This is a genomic window from Brachybacterium phenoliresistens (genome assembly GCF_039530785.1).
GTDB lineage: Bacteria > Actinomycetota > Actinomycetes > Actinomycetales > Dermabacteraceae > Brachybacterium > Brachybacterium phenoliresistens.
In genome coordinates this window covers 173,696-190,299 of the sequence record NZ_BAAAOW010000004.1, presented here as the reverse complement: position 1 = coordinate 190,299, position 16,604 = coordinate 173,696, and the positions used below count along the sequence as shown (strand labels likewise).

The 16,604-nt window shown below is 73.4% G+C and carries 14 protein-coding genes; 7 read left to right on the top strand and 7 right to left on the bottom strand.

Features of this window, described 5'->3' with window-relative positions; genetic code table 11:
• Positions 1 to 18: 18 nt before the first annotated feature.
• Positions 19 to 798, top strand: coding sequence for an SDR family oxidoreductase (locus ABD234_RS11180; RefSeq protein WP_344356161.1), 780 nt, complete (start codon positions 19 to 21; stop codon positions 796 to 798).
• A gap of 269 nt (positions 799 to 1,067) precedes the next feature.
• On the opposite strand, the gene ABD234_RS11175 is transcribed toward ABD234_RS11180, so the two are convergent.
• Complete coding sequence (locus tag ABD234_RS11175; RefSeq protein ID WP_344356158.1) at positions 1,068 to 3,242, bottom strand: phosphatase PAP2 family protein; 2,175 nt, start codon at positions 3,240 to 3,242, stop codon at positions 1,068 to 1,070.
• A gap of 249 nt (positions 3,243 to 3,491) precedes the next feature.
• On the opposite strand from ABD234_RS11175, the gene ABD234_RS11170 reads away from it, so the two are divergent.
• Positions 3,492 to 3,950, top strand: a complete 459-nt coding sequence (locus ABD234_RS11170; RefSeq protein WP_344356155.1) for a pyrimidine dimer DNA glycosylase/endonuclease V — start codon at positions 3,492 to 3,494, stop codon at positions 3,948 to 3,950.
• A gap of 212 nt (positions 3,951 to 4,162) precedes the next feature.
• Here ABD234_RS11170 and ABD234_RS11165 read toward each other — a convergent pair whose 3' ends face one another.
• A complete protein-coding gene (locus ABD234_RS11165) occupies positions 4,163 to 5,596 on the bottom strand; it encodes a hypothetical protein (RefSeq protein ID WP_344356153.1) in 1,434 nt (477 codons plus the stop codon).
• 172 nt (positions 5,597 to 5,768) lie between these two features.
• Here ABD234_RS11165 and ABD234_RS11160 point away from each other — a divergent pair, with 172 nt between their 5' ends.
• Together ABD234_RS11160 and ABD234_RS11155 are read left to right on the top strand one after the other, a co-directional pair.
• On the top strand, positions 5,769 to 6,770 hold the full coding sequence (locus tag ABD234_RS11160; protein WP_344356150.1) for an aminoglycoside phosphotransferase family protein: 1,002 nt from the start codon (positions 5,769 to 5,771) through the stop codon (positions 6,768 to 6,770).
• 218 nt (positions 6,771 to 6,988) lie between these two features.
• A complete protein-coding gene (locus tag ABD234_RS11155; RefSeq protein ID WP_344356147.1) occupies positions 6,989 to 8,725 on the top strand; it encodes an ATP-binding protein in 1,737 nt (578 codons plus the stop codon).
• A 75-nt stretch (positions 8,726 to 8,800) separates the two neighbouring features.
• Here ABD234_RS11155 and gdhA read toward each other — a convergent pair whose 3' ends face one another.
• The 3 genes from gdhA to ABD234_RS11140 form a co-directional block, all read right to left on the bottom strand.
• The gene (gene gdhA, locus ABD234_RS11150) at positions 8,801 to 10,144 is read right to left on the bottom strand and encodes an NADP-specific glutamate dehydrogenase (protein WP_344356144.1); all 1,344 of its coding nucleotides are present in this window, start codon (positions 10,142 to 10,144) and stop codon (positions 8,801 to 8,803) included.
• 179 nt (positions 10,145 to 10,323) lie between these two features.
• Entirely contained in the window at positions 10,324 to 10,989 is a 666-nt protein-coding gene (locus tag ABD234_RS11145) for a response regulator (protein ID WP_344356141.1), read from the bottom strand.
• A complete protein-coding gene (locus tag ABD234_RS11140; RefSeq protein WP_344356139.1) occupies positions 10,986 to 12,347 on the bottom strand; it encodes a sensor histidine kinase in 1,362 nt (453 codons plus the stop codon). The genes ABD234_RS11145 and ABD234_RS11140 overlap by 4 nt, the downstream gene beginning before the upstream one ends.
• A 139-nt stretch (positions 12,348 to 12,486) precedes the next feature.
• On the opposite strand from ABD234_RS11140, the gene ABD234_RS11135 reads away from it, so the two are divergent.
• Positions 12,487 to 13,539 carry a CPBP family intramembrane glutamic endopeptidase gene (locus ABD234_RS11135; RefSeq protein WP_344356137.1) on the top strand — a complete coding sequence of 351 codons (1,053 nt, stop codon included), beginning with the start codon at positions 12,487 to 12,489 and terminating at the stop codon, positions 13,537 to 13,539.
• A gap of 142 nt (positions 13,540 to 13,681) precedes the next feature.
• On the opposite strand, the gene ABD234_RS11130 is transcribed toward ABD234_RS11135, so the two are convergent.
• Complete coding sequence (locus ABD234_RS11130; RefSeq protein ID WP_344356135.1) at positions 13,682 to 14,239, bottom strand: TetR/AcrR family transcriptional regulator; 558 nt, start codon at positions 14,237 to 14,239, stop codon at positions 13,682 to 13,684.
• Positions 14,240 to 14,364: 125 nt separating this feature from the next.
• Complete coding sequence (locus ABD234_RS11125) at positions 14,365 to 15,120, bottom strand: SDR family oxidoreductase (RefSeq protein ID WP_344356131.1); 756 nt, start codon at positions 15,118 to 15,120, stop codon at positions 14,365 to 14,367.
• Between the two features lie 172 nt (positions 15,121 to 15,292).
• Here ABD234_RS11125 and ABD234_RS11120 point away from each other — a divergent pair, with 172 nt between their 5' ends.
• Both ABD234_RS11120 and ABD234_RS11115 read left to right on the top strand, forming a co-directional pair.
• Positions 15,293 to 16,366, top strand: coding sequence for an RNA polymerase sigma-70 factor (locus tag ABD234_RS11120; RefSeq protein WP_344356128.1), 1,074 nt, complete (start codon positions 15,293 to 15,295; stop codon positions 16,364 to 16,366).
• 9 nt (positions 16,367 to 16,375) lie between these two features.
• A complete protein-coding gene (locus tag ABD234_RS11115; RefSeq protein WP_038372699.1) occupies positions 16,376 to 16,597 on the top strand; it encodes a hypothetical protein in 222 nt (73 codons plus the stop codon).
• Positions 16,598 to 16,604 lie beyond the last annotated feature (7 nt).

Genomic DNA, 16,604 nt, shown 5'->3' with positions numbered 1-16,604 from the left:
CCGCCTACGGTCGAGGCCATGCACCCAGACACCACCCTGCCCCGCGCCGCCCTGCTCACCGGCGTGGGCCGACGCCGCGGGATCGGCGCCGCGATCGCCCGCGGCCTCGCCGAGGACGGCTTCGACCTCGCCCTGTCCTATTCCCCCGCCTACGACGAGCGGGTCAACGGGGAGACCTCCGACGTCGAGCAGCTCGCCGAGGAGCTGCGCGGCCTGGGCCGCCGCGTCGAGCTGCTGCCCGGGGACCTCGCCGACCCCGCCGTCCCCGCCCAGCTGACCGGCCAGGCCCGCGAGGCCCTCGGCCCGCTCGGCGCGCTGGTGATGGCGCACTGCGAATCGGTGGACTCCTCGATCCTGGACACCACCGTCGAGAGCTTCGATGCGCACTACGCCGTGAACGTGCGCGCGACCTGGCTGCTGCTGAAGGCCTTCGCCGAGCAGGTGGAGGAGGGCACGGACACCCCCGGCGGCAGCGCCATCGCACTGACCAGCGACCACACCGTGCACAACCTGCCCTACGGCGCGACGAAGGGCGCCCTGGACCGCCTCGTCCTGGCCGGCACGCACGAGCTCGCCGGCCGCGGCATCCGCACCAACGTCATCAACCCCGGCCCCATCGACACCGGCTGGATGGACGACGCGATCCGGGAGGCCGGCGCGGCGCAGACCCCCGGCGGTCGCCTCGGCGGCACCGAGACGGTCGCCGACCTGGTGCGGTTCCTCGTCTCCGCGCAGGGCGCCTGGATCCGCGGACAGCTGCTCTACTCCAACGGCGGATTCGCGACACCGGCGCTCTGAGAGCGTTCCGGGCAGCACCGCGAGGCGGGCCGACGGGCGGGGACGGGCCCCGGGATCGCCGGGCACCGACGTCGGCGGGGCGAGTACGAACGGCTGCCTGAGGTCCTCGAGCCAGGCGATTGCCTGGCTCGAGGACGTGGGACAGCCCTTCGTGCACGCCCCCGTCCGGCAGGAACGGTCCCCGGGGCGATCGACCCATCGACCGCAGGTCGGGCAGGGGGACGTCCGACCAGCCGCGGGGCCGGCCGGCTGCGCGGCCCGCGGCGGGCTCAGCCGCGGCGGCGTGCCACCTGCAGCGCGGCCAGACCCAGCGCCAGGAAGCCGGCGGCGACCACGGCGATCGTGGTGGCCTCCACACCGGTCCGCGCCAGCGCGTCGCCGCCGTCCGAGCCGGGGCCGCCCGCGCCCGTGACCTGGGAGTCTGCCGGATCCACGGGAGCTCCTGCGGTGGGAGCAGAGCTGGGCTCCGGCTGTGCCGCGGGGACGCTGGGCTCGGCGGGGACCGTCGGCTCCGTGGGCGCACCCGGCTCCGCCGGAGCGGTCGGCTCGGCCGGAGCGGTGGGCTCGGAGGGGGCGGGCGGCTCGGCCGGAGCGGTCGGCTCCGCCGGGGCGGTGGGCTCGGAGGGGGCGGGCGCGTCCTGCTCGGCGGGGACGAGGCGGAGCTCGCCGCCCTCGACCTGGACCTCGGCCTCGACGCCCGCCGGCAGGCCCTCGACCTGCACCGTGGAGAATCCGCCGGAGATCGACCTCGCCTCGAGCAGGGTCAGCTCCTCGCCCAACTGCGTGCCCTCGGGCAGCGTGACCTGCAGGGTCCCGCCCAGCACCGCGGTGCCCTGCACCTCGAGGACCGGCCGGCCGGAGTCGCCGGCCTGCAGGGCGAGGACGCCGCCGTCCTCCTGCACGAAGCCGCCGCCGATCTCGAGCTTCTCCGGCACGGCCAGGGTTCCGCTCGTGAGGACGACGTCGCCCGTGCCGAGGGCGCTGTCCGTCGCGGCCCGGAGCGTGCCGCCCTCGATCCGGGTGCCGCCGGTGTAGGCGTTGTCCCCGGACAGGGTCAGCTCGCCGGAGCCGGAGAGAGTCAGCGCCCCGGCGCCCGCGATGTCGTTGCGCCAGTCGTCCTCGGCGGAGAACCCTCCGGCCTCGGCGTCCATGCTCACGGCCACGTCGGTGTCGAAGGCGCCGTAGCCGCCCTGGGCGGCGAACAGGTTCAGGCGGCCCCAGCCCTCCGCATCGTCCAGCACCGGATAGCCGGAGGCGAGGCCGGTGGAGTGCAGGACCCAGCGGCGCTGCTCGGCGTCGAGGTAGGGGAAGCGGGTCTCGAGGAGGACCTCGGCGCCCTTGGGCACGCGCATCGCCTGATCCGGGTCCCCCGTCTGCTCGAAGCCGAAGGTCATGTACTCCGTGTACTGCGCGAGGTCCGCGTCGTAGTCGTCGTCCTCGTCGAGGACCCCGGCCTCCTGCTGCTGGGAGAGCCATGCGGTGCCCTGCTCCGAGGCCTCCTGCTTCACGTCCGCGAGCGCGGGGTCGTTCAGCGCGCCGGCCGTGATCGCGGTGGACAGGGTGCGCCCGCCCATCACGTCCAGCGGCGAGTGCATGCCCAGCTGGATCCGGCTGGTCCCGATCTCGCTCGCGGTCAGCAGCATGTCGTCGTACTCCTGCGGGAAGGAGTACGCCAGGCCGAGCGTGGCCATGCCGCCGGCGTTGGTGTGCCCCGAGGGGAACCCGCCGTCGTTGGCGGCCTCCTCGACGGGCTTGCGCAGCGGATCCGCGTACTCGGGCACGTCGACCTCGTCGGACCAGCGGTAGGGGCGCGGGTACTGGTAGTACTTCTTGGCGTTGTTCGAGGTCGCCGAATGGTTGCGGATGTCGTCGACGAGCTGGACCGTCGCCCCCAGCTCTCCGTCGCGATCCGCCCAGACGCCATTCTCGTTGCTGCCGTCGGAGTACTTGACCGTGGTGGCATCGGCCGGGATCTCGTCGGGGATGGTGGTGCCGGCGTTGACGCTCTCGCGGTAGGCCCCGGTGTACGGGCCCAGGCCCTCGGTGGCCGTGTAGTTCTGGTGGCGGCGGTCGATCACGTACGCCCGCTGCTGCTCGGGGTCGCTGGCGTCCTGGGAGATCTCGATGGCCTGGGCGATGTTGGAGTCGGCGATCCCCGGGTCGATCTTCGTGCCGTTGTCCCACTCCGTGCCCGGCTGCCACACCTCGAGCATCGGCGAGAGCACCCCGACGGCGGCGTTGCGGGTGGGGTCCAGGTCCGCGTCGGTGTTGGTGTCCCACACGTCGACGTAGTAGCCGTAGGCGCCGGCGTGCGGGGCGATCGCGGACTCGTCCAGGAGGTTCCGTCCGGGATCGGCCAGGGCGGGCATCGCCGCACCCATGCAGGAGACGCCGAGGAGGGTGCCGCTGGTCAGCACGGAGTACAGGCGGGTGCGAGGGGACATCGCAGCCTTTCGGGAAGGGGTCGGCCCCGGGGACGGACCGACGGCGGATAGGGCTTTCCCACAGCCTAGACAGGTCCGATGAACTCGTCATGAACCTCCGGCGGCATCCGATGCCGAAGCGCCCAGGCCGCGATGCAGGTCACAGCGCCGCCGACGGGGGCGACGGCGAGAGGGCTCGGCCTCGAGAGCGGGAGCGATGGAGGCGACAGCGACGACGCCCGCGGCGGCGCCATCGGGCATGATCGGCGCATGCGACTGTGGAGCCTGCACCCCTCGATCCTCGACCGCGCGGCCCTGGTCGCGTGCTGGCGCGAGGGGCTGCTCGCGCAGAAGGTGCTGGCCGGCGGCACCCGCGGCTACACCCGGCACCCGCAGCTGACGCGGCTGCGGGCGCACCCGGATCCGGAGTCGGCGATCGGGGCGTACCTGCGCGGCCTGCAGGAGGAGGCGACGGCGCGCGGCTACCGCTTCGACGCGAGCCGGATCCTGCGGCCGGCCCCCGTATCGGATCTCGATCCGATCCCCGTCACCGCAGGCCAGCTGGCCTACGAGCTCGAGCACCTGCGGAGGAAGGTCGCGGCGCGGGCCCCGGAATGGCTGCCGCAGCTGCCGCCCGGCGAGGACGAGGGCGGCGGTGCGATCCCGGCGCATCCGCTGCTGACGGTGGTGCCCGGGGACGTCGAGGAGTGGGAGGTCCGCACCGCCTGACGGGCGCGGCCCGGGCATGCAGAAGGGCCCGGGCATGCAGAAGAGGGCCCGCGAGGGCCGCCGACTGGGCGGTGACCATGTCGGCGGCCCTCACAGACCCTTCCGTGCACGCGCCGCCCCGATGGGGACCGGGGCGGCGGGCAGGGAGTGCTGCCCCGATCAGGACCGGGGCGGCGGTGCGGGGTGGGACGCAGCGCGTCAGGCGGACCGGATCAGTGGCCCTCGCCCTCGGCGTGGTCGTGGCCCTCGTGGGAGTCCTCGGCGCCGCCGGCGTCGGAGGCGTGGTCCTCGTGCTCGCCCTCGGCGTGATCGTGGCCCTCATGGGAGTCCTCGGAGCCGGCCCCGGCGACGTGGACCTCGCCGGAGGGGGTGCCGGTGGTCACCTGGATCTCGTGGGGGATGACGGGCAGGTCCAGCTCGCGGTAGATCTCGCCGCTGGCGATGTCGACCATGTGCAGCTTCTTGGCCTGCGGGTCCACGACGAAGGCGGTGCCGTCGGCGACGGCCATCATCGGGCCGGCGGTCTGCCACTCCTCCGGCTCGGACCACTCGCCGATCACGGGGACCTCGTGCAGCATCTCGCCGGACTCGGGGTCGATGATGTTGAGCTCGCCGTCGGCGGTGAGGACCAGGGCCTCGCCGTTCTCGCCGCGGTCGATGGACCGGAACCAGTAGGTCGAGCCGAGCTCGACGGTCTTCATGGTGTCGGTGCGGGTGTCGATCAGGGCGATCGAGGTGGGGTGCTCGGTGCCGCCGGCGGGCTCGGCCTCGACCTTGTTGTCGGCCAGGACGATCGGCGAGGCCTCGGAGCCCTTCTGGTTGCCCGAGCGCTGGTAGTCGGTGGTGACCGGGACCTTGTGGAAGGCGCCGTCGCGGTAGACGACCGGCCCGTTCTCGCAGCCCAGGGTGACGACGTCGCCGGAGTCGGTGGGCTGGGCGGTGGCCTCGCCGTGGACGCCGGGGCAGTCGTCGGTGCGGGCGATCTCGTGGCCGTCGGCGTCCTCGACGAGGACGGTGGTGCGGGCGTCGGCGGTGCCCTCGGTGCGCAGCACGCCGCCGTCGGACAGCGGCACGGCGACGCCGTGGTGCGGGGCGTCGGACTCGACGGTGACGACGTCGCCGAGGGTGCCCTCGGCCAGGCCCGCCGGGTCGAAGATCGTGATCTCGCCGGTGCCGTCGGCGAACAGGGCGGTGCGGTCGCCGTGGGGGACGACGTGGCCGGGCTCGGAGGCCTCGACCTGGAGCCCGGTCAGCGCCGGCTCCACGGTGTAGAAGTGCGAGTGGTCGCCGTGGGCCTGCTCGTACAGGCCGGTGTCGAAGGCGCTGAAGCCTCCGCTGCCGGCGACCATGACGTGGCGGCCGTCGCCGGCCGGGCCCAGGCGCAGGTAGCCCTCGAGCTCGGCGCTGCCGAGGACCGCGCCGTCGGCGGAGTCGATGGTGGTCACGCCGCCGTCGTGGGCGAGCGTGATGCGGGGAGTGAGGGCGCCGACCTCGACGGGATCCGCGCGCTCGGCGGTCGCCGTGGCGCCGCCCGCGTCGGAGGCTCCCGTGGTGGTCCCCGCGTCGGTCGAGGGCCCTCCGCAGGCGGCGAGCGCGAGGACGCCCGTGAGGATCAGGGCCGATCGTTTCGTGACAACGGTTCTCATCAGATGCATAGGAAGAACCTAGCATGTACTGAGAATCATCTGCATTAAGCGTTCGCCGCCCGTCATCGCAGGTCACAGGCCTTTTGCCGGCTCCCACCGACCGCGCCGACGGTCCTCGACGCCGCAGATGTGACCACTGCAACATCCGCCCCGGCGGCCGTAGGATGAGCCGGTGATCAGCACCGCAGCGGCGACCGACGCCGAGCATGCCGCGCTCGGGCACCGCCTCGCGGAGGCCTGGCGCTGCGGCGCCCTCGTCCCCGCCGCACCGGCCCCCGACCCCGCCGCCGTCGTCCACGTCACCCGGATGGGACGGGGCGAGTCCTTCGAGGCCTGGGAGATCCGCCCCGAGGCCGGGCCCGTGCTCACCGTCCGCATCCCCTGGCAGGACGAGGCCCTCCACGCCCCGGCGATGGCGGGCGAGGTCCTCGCCCTCGAGCGCATCCCCGAGGGCCTAGGCCCCCAGCCGCTGGCGCTGCACGAGGACGCCGCCCGCAGCCCCATCGGCCGCCCGTGCCTGGTCACCACCCACATGCCCGGACGCATCCTCGCGCCCGAGGTGTGGACGCCGGCGCACCTGCGCGCGCACGCCCGGCGCCTGGCGGAGCTGCACCGCACCGATGAGCCGTGGCGGGCGCCGTCCTGGGCCGAGGAGACCGGGGCGCTGTTCGCGCAGTGGCCCGCGCAGCTCGCGCCCGGCGATCCGCACGGCCTGGCCCCGCTGATCGCGGCCGCCGGTCAGGAGTGCGCCGCCGCCGCGGAGGAGATCGACGCCGCCCCGCGGTGGACGCTCTGCCACGGGGACCTGTGCGCGACCAACATCGTCTGGGAGGACGGGCGCTGCGCGTACATCGACTTCGAATGGGCGATGGCCGACGACCCGGCCCGCGACCTCGCGATCATCGGCGGGCCCGTCCATGCCGGCCCCTGGTACGTGCCGATGACCGAGGAGCAGGCGGCCGGCTTCGTCCAGGAGTACCGCGCCCGCTGCGCCAAGCTGGGCGGCCTCGTGGAGGAGACCTCGGCCCTGCGCTCGCGGATGCGGGCCTGGACCGCCTACGAGCGCACCGCCATGCTCGTGCACGTGGCCGGGCGCGCCGAGCACAGCGCGCTGCACGCGCGGGTGCTGCCGCAGCTGCGCGGCACGCTCGCCGCGATGCTGGGGGTGGCGTGAGCCGCGATCGACGCGTCAGCGAGACCGGATCGAGTCGAGCCGCCAGCATCGGGAGCATCCACCGACTCGCGCCCCGATGGACGCGCCCGTGGACGCGAGCTCGCAGAGGCGGCACCCCTGCCGCCCCGACAAGGGCACGGGAGGTGTCCCTGCGCATCTGACACACACATACATCCATCACTTGCACGCTGCCAATGTCACTCTGTATGTTTGTATGTATGTCGATCACGCGTGAGCAGTTGGACGCCGTCCTGGACGAGCTGCGGATACATCGTGGCGACAGCACCGATGTCGAGGTGAAGCGTGCCGCAGGAGGACTGCCGGAGAGCATCGGCGAGACTCTCTGCGCCTTCGCGAACATGCCTGATGGCGGACTCGTCGTACTCGGCGTCAGTGAAGCAGGGGACTTCTCGATCACCGGCGTCCCTGACTCCGCGGCCATCGAATCCGGCCTCGCCAGCGTGGCTCAGAACGCGGTCGTTCCATCACCCCATCTGAGGACAGCGACGATCGACTATGACGGGATCCAGGTCGTCACCGTCCGCGTCACCGGCCTTCCCCCGTCGATGAAGCCCGCTCGGTACCGCGGGATCGCCTACCTCCGGCAGGCCGACGGCGACTATGCGATGAGCCCTGCAGCACTGCACATGCTCGAGGTGGAGAAGCTCCATACGACAGAACGCACCCAGTACGACCTGGCAGCGGTGCCAGGGAGCAGCCTCGACGACCTGGACGAGGACCTGCTGCACGCCTTTCTCCGCAGGGCGCGAGCTTCATCGAGACGACTGCGCGACCAGACGGACCTGGCGATCCTGCGGCAGATGGGAGTCGCCACTTCAGCGGCGGATCTGACAGTGGCCGGCTTGTACGCCCTGGGCAACTACCCACAGGGCAAGTTCCCCGCCTTCGAGGTGACGGCGGCCGTAAGGCTCCCACGCGACGGAGGACCTGCTCGCACCCAGAACCTGCGGCATTTCGACGGCCCGCTTCCAGATCTGCTGGAGGGACTCCTGAGCTGGGTCTCATCGAATCTGACGACCCGGCAGGAGTATCAACCGGACGGTCATATGCGCAATGTCCCCGAGCTGCCGTTGCGCGCCGTGCGTGAAGCACTCGCCAATGCCCTCGTGCATCGAGACCTGGGTCCGGACTCGCTGGGGGCCGGGCTGTCGGTCGACGTCCGGATCACCGATCAGGCCCTGATCATCGCAAGCCCAGGAGGCCTCCGAGGCGTGACGCTGTCGCAGATCACCAGTGGAGGCTTCGCCCGCGCGGCCGTGAACCAACGCCTGTACGCGATCGCCCGGCTCCTTCGCACGGACGACGGACAGAACATCATCGAGGGCGAGGGGGGCGGGGTCTCCGAGATCCTCCGTTCTGCCGTCGAATCGGACCTGCATCGGCCGAAGCTCGTCGACACCGGGGTCCAGTTCAGAGCCTTGCTCTGGAGAGGCTCTGCCTTCTCGACGGAGGACCGCGCCTGGCTCCGCCGCGCCGCTGGAGACCGCGCACTCACCCACCTGCAGAAACAAGTGCTGATCATGACTCGCGATGGCGAACCGTGGGACATCGATTCGCTCCGAGACGCGTTCTCGCCGATGTCGGCTCAGGAGGCCGTCGACCAGATCTCTCAGCTCAGCCGCTGGAATCTGGCGGATGTGGACATCGAGGCGTCGCCGCCGATGACCCTCGCACCCGACGGGACGGCTCAGGCTTCGCCAATGCCGCTCGAACTGGCCTCCGGACCGATCCCCGTGCACAACGGTCCATTGATCCTCGACGCCTTGGGACAAGACGCTCTCACGGTCCGGGAGCTCGAAGCCACGACAGGGCTTTCCGTCCGGCAGGTCCGCTACGCCCTGACGAGCCTGATGGAGCGAGGACTGGTCCGGCGCGACGGAGGCCAAGGGCGTCGGGGGACGACCTACGCCCGCATCGATGCCGCATCCGCATAGCTCGGAACACGGAAGGGCCGATGACCAGCACGGTCATCGGCCCTTCGCGTCATCGACCCTCGGGCCGGCAGCGGATCAGATCACGCCGAAGGCGGCCATCGCATCGGCCACCTTCTTGAAGCCGGCGACGTTGGCGCCGACGACGTAGTCGCCCGGCCGGCCGACGAGCTCGGCGGTCTCCAGGCAGGTGGCGTGGATGTCGCGCATGATCTGCGTGAGACGCTCCTCGGTGTGCTCGAAGCTCCACGCGTCGCGGGCGGCGTTCTGCTGCATCTCCAGCGCGGAGGTCGCCACGCCGCCGGCGTTGGCCGCCTTGCCCGGGCCGAAGGCGACGCCGGCCTCGCGGAAGATGCCGATCGCCTCGGGGGTCGCGGGCATGTTGGCGCCCTCGGAGACCGCCTGGACGCCGTTGCGCACGAGGGTGCGCGCGGCCTCGGCGTCGAGCTCGTTCTGGGTGGCCGAGGGCAGGGCGATGTCCACCGGCACGTCCCAGACGCTGCCGCCGGCCACGAAGCGCGCGGAGTCGCCGCGGCGCTCGGCGTACTCGGCGATGCGGCCGCGCTCGACCTCCTTGATCTGCTTGAGCAGCTCCAGGTCGATGCCGGCCTCGTCCACGACGTAGCCGCTCGAGTCGGAGGCGGTGATCGCGGTGCCGCCCAGCTGGTGGGTCTTCTCGATCGCGTAGATCGCGACGTTGCCGGAGCCGGAGACGGCGACGCGGCGGCCCTCGAGGGAGGAGCCACGGGCCTTGAGCATTTCGTCGGCGAAGATGGTCGCGCCGTAGCCGGTGGCCTCGGTGCGCACCAGGGAGCCGCCCCAGCTGAGGCCCTTGCCGGTGAGGACGCCCGCCTCGTAGCGGTTGGTCAGGCGCTTGTACTGGCCGAAGAGGAAGCCGATCTCGCGGCCGCCCACGCCGATGTCGCCGGCGGGGACGTCGGTGTACTCGCCGATGTGGCGGTGCAGCTCGGTCATGAACGACTGGCAGAAGCGCATGACCTCGCCGTCGCTGCGGCCGCGCGGGTTGAAGTCGGAGCCGCCCTTGCCGCCGCCGATGGGCAGGCCGGTCAGGGAGTTCTTGAAGATCTGCTCGAAGCCGAGGAACTTCACGATGCCGAGGTTCACGCTCGGGTGGAAGCGCAGGCCGCCCTTGTACGGGCCGAGCGCCGAGTTGTACTCGACGCGGAAGCCGCGGTTGACGCGGACCGTGCCGGTGTCGTCCACCCACGGGACGCGGAAGATGATCTGCCGCTCGGGCTCGCACAGGCGGGACAGGATGCTGAGGTCGGCGTACTCGCTGCCGGCCTCCTCGAGGACCTCGAGGGAGTCGAAGACCTCGCGCACGGCCTGGTGGAACTCGGGCTCGCCGGGGTTCCGCCGGAGCACCTGCTCGAAGGTGGACGTGAGATGGGAATCCGACATAGGGGGCCCTTTCCGTGGCGGGGGTTGCCCGCCCACGGTAGCGACGGGTCCGCCCCGCGGGACGCACCCGCCCAACATGTGGCTACCCGTGCAGGTATCGGGGCTCACCTGCGGCGCGAGCCGGCGCGGCCGTCCGCCCCGGCCCGGCGGATGGCACCGGGACGGTGCCGGTCCCGGCGTCAGGGCAGCTCGCGGCCGAGCGCCTTCGCCAGCTGCAGCGCGAGCGCCGTCCGGTCCCGGGCCTCGAGCTTGCGCAGCAGCGCGGACACGTGGTTCTTCACCGTGCCCTCGGCCAGGTGCAGGGACGCCGCGATCTCGCCGTTGGTGCGACCCTGCGCGACGCCGCCGGCGACCGCGCGCTCGCTGCGGGTGAGGATCGCGAGCGGCGCGGCAGCGGCATCGTCCTCCGGTCCCGGGGAGCGGGCGTGCCGGGCGATGCGGGGGTCGAGCACGAGACCGCCCTCGGCGACGGCGCGCACCGACTCGGCCAGCCGGTCCGGGGCGATGTCCTTGAGCAGGTACCCGGCGGCGCCGGCGTCGACGAGGGCCCGCACGAGCGCGGCGTCCTCGAAGGTCGTCAGGACGAGCAGCGGCAGCCCGGGATGCGCCGTCGTGCAGGCCCGCACCAGCCCCAGTCCGTCGAGACCCGGCATGCGCGCATCGGTGATCACGACGTCCGGCGCCCGGGCCGCGATGACGGCGAGCGCCTCGTGCCCGTCGGCGGCCTCGCCCACGACGGCGAGGTCGTCGATCGTCTCGAGCACGAGACGCAGTCCGCGCCGCAGCAGCTCATGGTCGTCGACGACCACGACGCGCCACGGGGCCGGGCCCTCCGCGCTGCTCATGCCGCGCGCTCGCGGTCCGCGGCGGCGGGCAGGTCGAGGCGCAGCGCGACGCCGGCGCCGCCATCGGCCCGCTCCAGGCCCGCGCCGACGGCGATCCCGACCTGACCTCCGTGGAGCTGGGCCCGCTCCCCCATCGAGCGCAGGCCGAACCCCCGGGTGATGCCGGGCGGGGCGTCCGGGCCGCCGGGGACGTCCGCGCCCCTCCCGTCGTCGAGCACGAGGAGCCGCACGGCAGGACCCTCGTGCTCGAGCCGCAGCTCGGCGCGCGAGGCGCCCGCGTGCCGTACGACGTTCGTGAGCCCCTCCTGCGCGACGCGCAGCAGGAGCAGGCCCTGCTCCCGGCCGATGCCCCCGGTCCCCTCGCGCCGGAACGCGACCTCGAGCCCGGTGGAGGCGAAGGACTGGGCGAGGGCGGCGAGGGACCCCGCGATGTCGTCCGCGTCGGTCGTGACGGGGTGCATGGCACGCACGACGCGCCGCATCTCCTCGAGGGCGTCGGAGGCGGTCGCCCGGGCGAGGCGGACCTCGGCAGCCGCCCGCTCGGGCTCGCGCTCGCGCATCCGGGCGCTGTAGTCCAGGCTCAGCCCGATGGCGGTGAGCCGATGGCCCAGGCCGTCGTGCAGCGCGGTCGCGATGCGGGCCCGCTCCTCCGCGAGGGCGAGATCCTGCGCATGCCCCCGTTCGCGGCGCAGCTGCATGTTGGCGTCCTCGAGATCGGCGTTGGCCTCCCGCAGCTGGGCGTTCGCCGCGGCCAGATCGGCATTGGCCCGCTCGGCGGCATCGAGCGCCGCCAGACGGTCGGCATCCAGCCGTTCGGCGCTGCGCAGCAGCACCGCGAACTCGATGCCGACCACGAGCAGCAGCGTCACCCCGATACCCTCGAGCATGCCCTGGGCGAGGCCCGTGCCGAGGAGGGCGTGGATCGCCACGGTCGTCGTCGCGATCAGCGCGGCGTAGGCGAGGCTGGCCAGCACCCCGAGCTCGAGGGTGAGCACGAGCGTGGCGACCCACTGCACGCCGATGCTCGAGAGGCTGTTGGACAGCAGGTATGCCGCGGCCGCGACCACGGCGAAGGCGATCGCCACCCGGCGGGACGAGGCCGTGCCCGCTTCGCGTCGACGCCGCCAGAGCATCCACGTGCCGATGATCGCCGCAGCCGTCACGCACCCGAGCGCCGCCACCCCCGGAGGCGTCCTCCCGGAGAGGTCGAGGAGGAACCGGCTCAGGAACAGCACGACGGCCATCCCGAGGACCACGTCCAGCAGGGCCGGGTGATGCACGCGCCGCCGGGTCACGGCCGCTTCGGGCCGGGACGGTCCGGCGGGCACGCGCGTCGGGATCGGGGCCGGGACTGGCATGCGCCCACCGTATCCGCGGTCGGCGGCCGCCGCGCGTGACCGGGGTCATGACTCCCGCGGCCCCACCGATGCCCTGCGTCATGGCGGTCATGACCCCGGGTGCTGGGGGCCGCCGGGACCGGACCCTAGCGTCGACGACATGGATACCGCCGCCGGCTCCGCCTCGCCGACCCCGCCCCGCTCCCCGTCCGCCGACGACTCCGGCCCGCCGCGCGCCGAACGGGCCGGGGATGGCCCTGACCAGGGGTCCCGCCCCGGCCGCACCGCGCCCCGGATCCCGATCGCCTGGTGGGGTCTGCTCGTGCGGGCGGTCGCGGCGCTCGCGATCCTGCTGGGCGCCAACCTCGCCGCCGCGGCGGCGCTGACCCCGCTCGCCCTGCGCTTCGCGCCGAACAGCATGCCGCAGGGTCTGCTGGCCGTCGCGATGTGCGCCCTGGTCTGCCTCGGCGTCGTGCTGCTGGTCGGGCTGTGGATGCGGACTGTCGAGCGCCGCCCGCTGCACGTGGTGCTGCGGCCGCTGGACCCCGACGAGCCCGCGGCGGCCGGCGCCCCTGCGTCCCGGGCGCGGCGCGGTGCGCGATGGGCTGCGGCGGTGCGGGGCCTCGCCGCGGGGACGCTCGCGAGCGTGGTCGTGATGGCCGTGGTGCTCGGCATCGGCGCGCTGCTCCTGGGCGGCTCGCCCGGCTCCGACCCCGACCCCGGCGCGGCCGGCGCCGACGGCGGCGCGGCGCCCCGCACGGCCGCGTGGCTCCTGGTGCTGGTCACCGTGGCACAGGCCTACCTGCTGCAGGGCATCCCGGAGGAGGTGCTGTACCGCGGGTGGCTGTTCTCGGTCACCCGCGCCCGGCCGATGGTGACGCTGCTGTGGACGACGCTCGCCTTCACGATCATCCACCTCGTGTCCTCCGGCGGGCAGCAGAGCGCGCTGGACTTCGTCCTGTACCTGACGATCCCGCTCGGCTTCGGCGCGTTCGCGGGCGCGCTCGTCCTGGTCACGGGCTCGATGTGGGTGGCCGCCGGTGTGCACGGCGGGTTCCACATCGCCATCGCCCTGGCATCCGCGCTGCTGCCTTCCGAGCTCTCCGGCTCGTTCGGACCGGCCGACTGGGTGCTCACGGGATCCGTCTACCTCGCCGCGACGGCGCTCGTCCTGGCCCTGCGGTCGAGGGGCCGGCGCGCCCGCGAACGGTAGCCGGTGTCGACCGGCCCTGGGCAGTGCGGAGGACGGGTCAGCCGCGGCCGAGCCGGTGCCGCCGTGCGCATCAGGCGCATCGGGCAACCCGCGTGGGTCGGGCGCGCCGGCCAGAACGGGGCGGGGGCGTCGGGGCTGCAGGTCAGGGGGCGGGCCGCACCAGGCGGGCGATCGCCTCGCGGGCCAGGCCGGGGCGGGGGCTGTGCTGATGCAGCGCCCGATGGATGCTGAGGCCCTCGTTCATCGCGTCCAGCAGCACGGCGGTGGTGCTGTCGACGAAGGGCTCGAGGGTGGCGCGGGTGCGGGCCATCCAGGCGGTGGTGATGTCGCGGTACTCGGGGCGCCGTGCGGCCAGCGTGTAGAGCTCGTGGGTGATGACGAGGTCGCGCTGGGTGCCGAAGACGTCCTCCTCGATGTTCGCGGCGAAGGCGTCCAGCGCCTCCTCGAGGGAGCCGGCGGCGGCCATGCGCCGCTCGGCGAGGGTGGCGACCTGGTCGGCGAAGCGGGTGAACGCCTCCCGCAGCAGCGCGTCCATGCCGTCGAAGTGGTAGGTCATCGACCCCAGCGGGACATCGGCCGCGGCGGCCACGCGACGGTGCGAGGTGCCGGCGACGCCGTGCTCGGCGATCACGTCCAGGCAGGCGTCGATGATCCGGTCCCGGCGGTCCGGGTCGTGACGGCGAGGGCGCGGAGTGCTCACCCTGGCAGGGTAGCGGGCCCCGATGCTCCCGCCCGGCGGGGCGGGGCAGGTCGAGGCGAGGTGGGGCTGGTCGGGGCAGGGCAGGGCGGGGCGCGGTGGCTCGGCCGCGCCCCGCCCCGTCCCCCTCAGGGGCGGGCGGGGTTGCGCGGAAGCCACTCCTCGAGGGTGGTCGGGAAGATCTCGGCCCCTTCTACCGGGACGAGGGTGCGCTCGGCGATCTGCGCTCCGTAGTACGGGGCGCTGTCGTCGCGGACGACCGTGCGGCGGTCCCCGCGGAAGGCGAGGGCGCGCCGCGCGAACTCGTCCATCCCGAAGGCCTCCGGTCCTGCGATCTCCCGGTCTCCCGTGGGGGCGCCGGCGGCCGCGCGGGCGACCGCGGTGGCGACGTCCTCCGCGGCGATGGGCTGGACGAGGGCGCCGGGGAGCGTGACCGTGTCCCCCTCGGTCGCGATGTCGGCGATCGCGCCGACGAACTCGAAGAACTGCGTGGCGTGCACGAGCGAGAAGCCGATGCCCGAGGCGCGGATCAGCGCCTCCTGCGCGGACTTCGCCGCGAAGTACGCGATGTCCTGCGGCCGGTCCGTGCCGACGATGGTGAGCGCGACGTGGTGCGCCACTCCCGCATCGGCCTCGGCCTCGAGGAGGTGGCGGGTCGAGGTCGTGAAGAACTCCATCACGTCCGCCGGGGCGAAGGAGGGGGAGTTCGAGACGTCCACGACGGTGTCCGCTCCGGCGAGCGCGTCGCGCAGCCCCGCGCCGGTGAACGCGTCGACCCCGGTGCGCGGCGATGCGGCGACCGCCTCGTGGCCGTGCGCGGCCAGCTTCTCGACGACCTTCGATCCGATGAGGCCGGTGCCTCCGATGACGATGATCCGTGCCATATCCCTGCCTTTCGTGAGGGGATGCCGGTGGTGGCGTCCACGAGGAAGGACCGGACGGCGACCGCTGCCGTGACAGCGCGGTGAGAACGGCCACGTCCTGTCACGGATCGGGGCCCGGTCCGGTCACCCCCTGAGGGCGAGGCCGGAGGGCGCGCGGACAGGAAGGACGGTGATGAGGATGCTGGTACGTTCGCAGCAGCACGGAAGGGGCGGTGCGGCGACGATGGGCGAGGACGGCGATCTCGGGACGGCGGCGGCGGTCTTCGCCGCGCAGCGGCGGCGGCTGTTCGGCATCGCCTACCGGATGCTGGGCACGGCGGCCGATGCCGAGGACATCCTCCAGGAGACGTGGATCCGCTGGCAGGGCGCGGATCGCACGCAGGTGCAGGACCCGCCGGCCTTCCTCGCGACGATCACCACCCGGCTCGCGATCACCCAGCTGCAGTCCGCCCGGGTCCGCCGGGAGACGTACATCGGCCCCTGGCTCCCCGAACCGGTGTCCACGCAGGACGACCCCGCGCTCGGGGCCGAGCGCGGCGAGGCGCTCGACCTCGCCCTGCTGCTCACCCTGGAGCGGCTCACGCCGACGGAACGGGCGGCGTACATCCTGCGGGAGGCGTTCGACTACCCCTACGCGCGCATCGCCGAGATCATCTCCACGAGCGCGGTGAACGCCCGCCAGCTCGTGCGCCGGGCCCGCGCGCACCTGACGTCGGGGCGGCCGGCATCGGTCGCGCCGGCGCAGCAGCGGCGGCTGCTCGACGCCTTCCTCGCCGCGGCCCGCCGCGGCGACGTCCAGGAGCTGGAGGGCCTCCTGGCCCGGGACGTCGCCAGCCGCACCGACGGCAACGGGGTGAAGCTCGCCGCGAGGATCCCTGTCCACGGGCGCGCCCGCGTCGCCCGGTTCGTGGCGGCGTTCTCCCATCACTTCTGGACCGGCAAGGCGATCGGATGGATCACGGTGAACGGCCAGGCCGCCGCCACCCTGAGCGAGGGAGACCGGGTGACGACCCTGGTCACGGTGACGGCCTCCGAGGAAGGGATCGCGCAGATCCACTGGGTGATGAGCCCCGAGAAGCTCGGGCACGTGAACGCGGCGACCCAGCTCACCGCCCCCGGCGACTCCACCCGTCGCACCGACCCGGCCGACCCCGTCGAGCCCGCTCAGCCGGTCGAGCCGGCGGACGCGAGCGAGGGTCCGGTCCCGCCCGGAAATCCGGGTGCGGCGGCGGGAGGGCCGGGCTAGCCTCGCCCCATGCGATCGCCGGAGGGGTTCGAGTACGTCGAGCGCGGGGACGCCGTGGTGATCACCCATCACGGCCGCCCCGCCACCACCCTGCGCGGGCGCCGTGCCGCCGACTTCCTCGAGGACGTCGAGACCGAGGATCCGCAGGAGCTGATGGCGCGCCTGACCGGGAACTACCGGCATGGCAACGAGCGGCAGGCCCGCCAGCACCCCCGCAACCGCGGGCGCTGAGCGACGA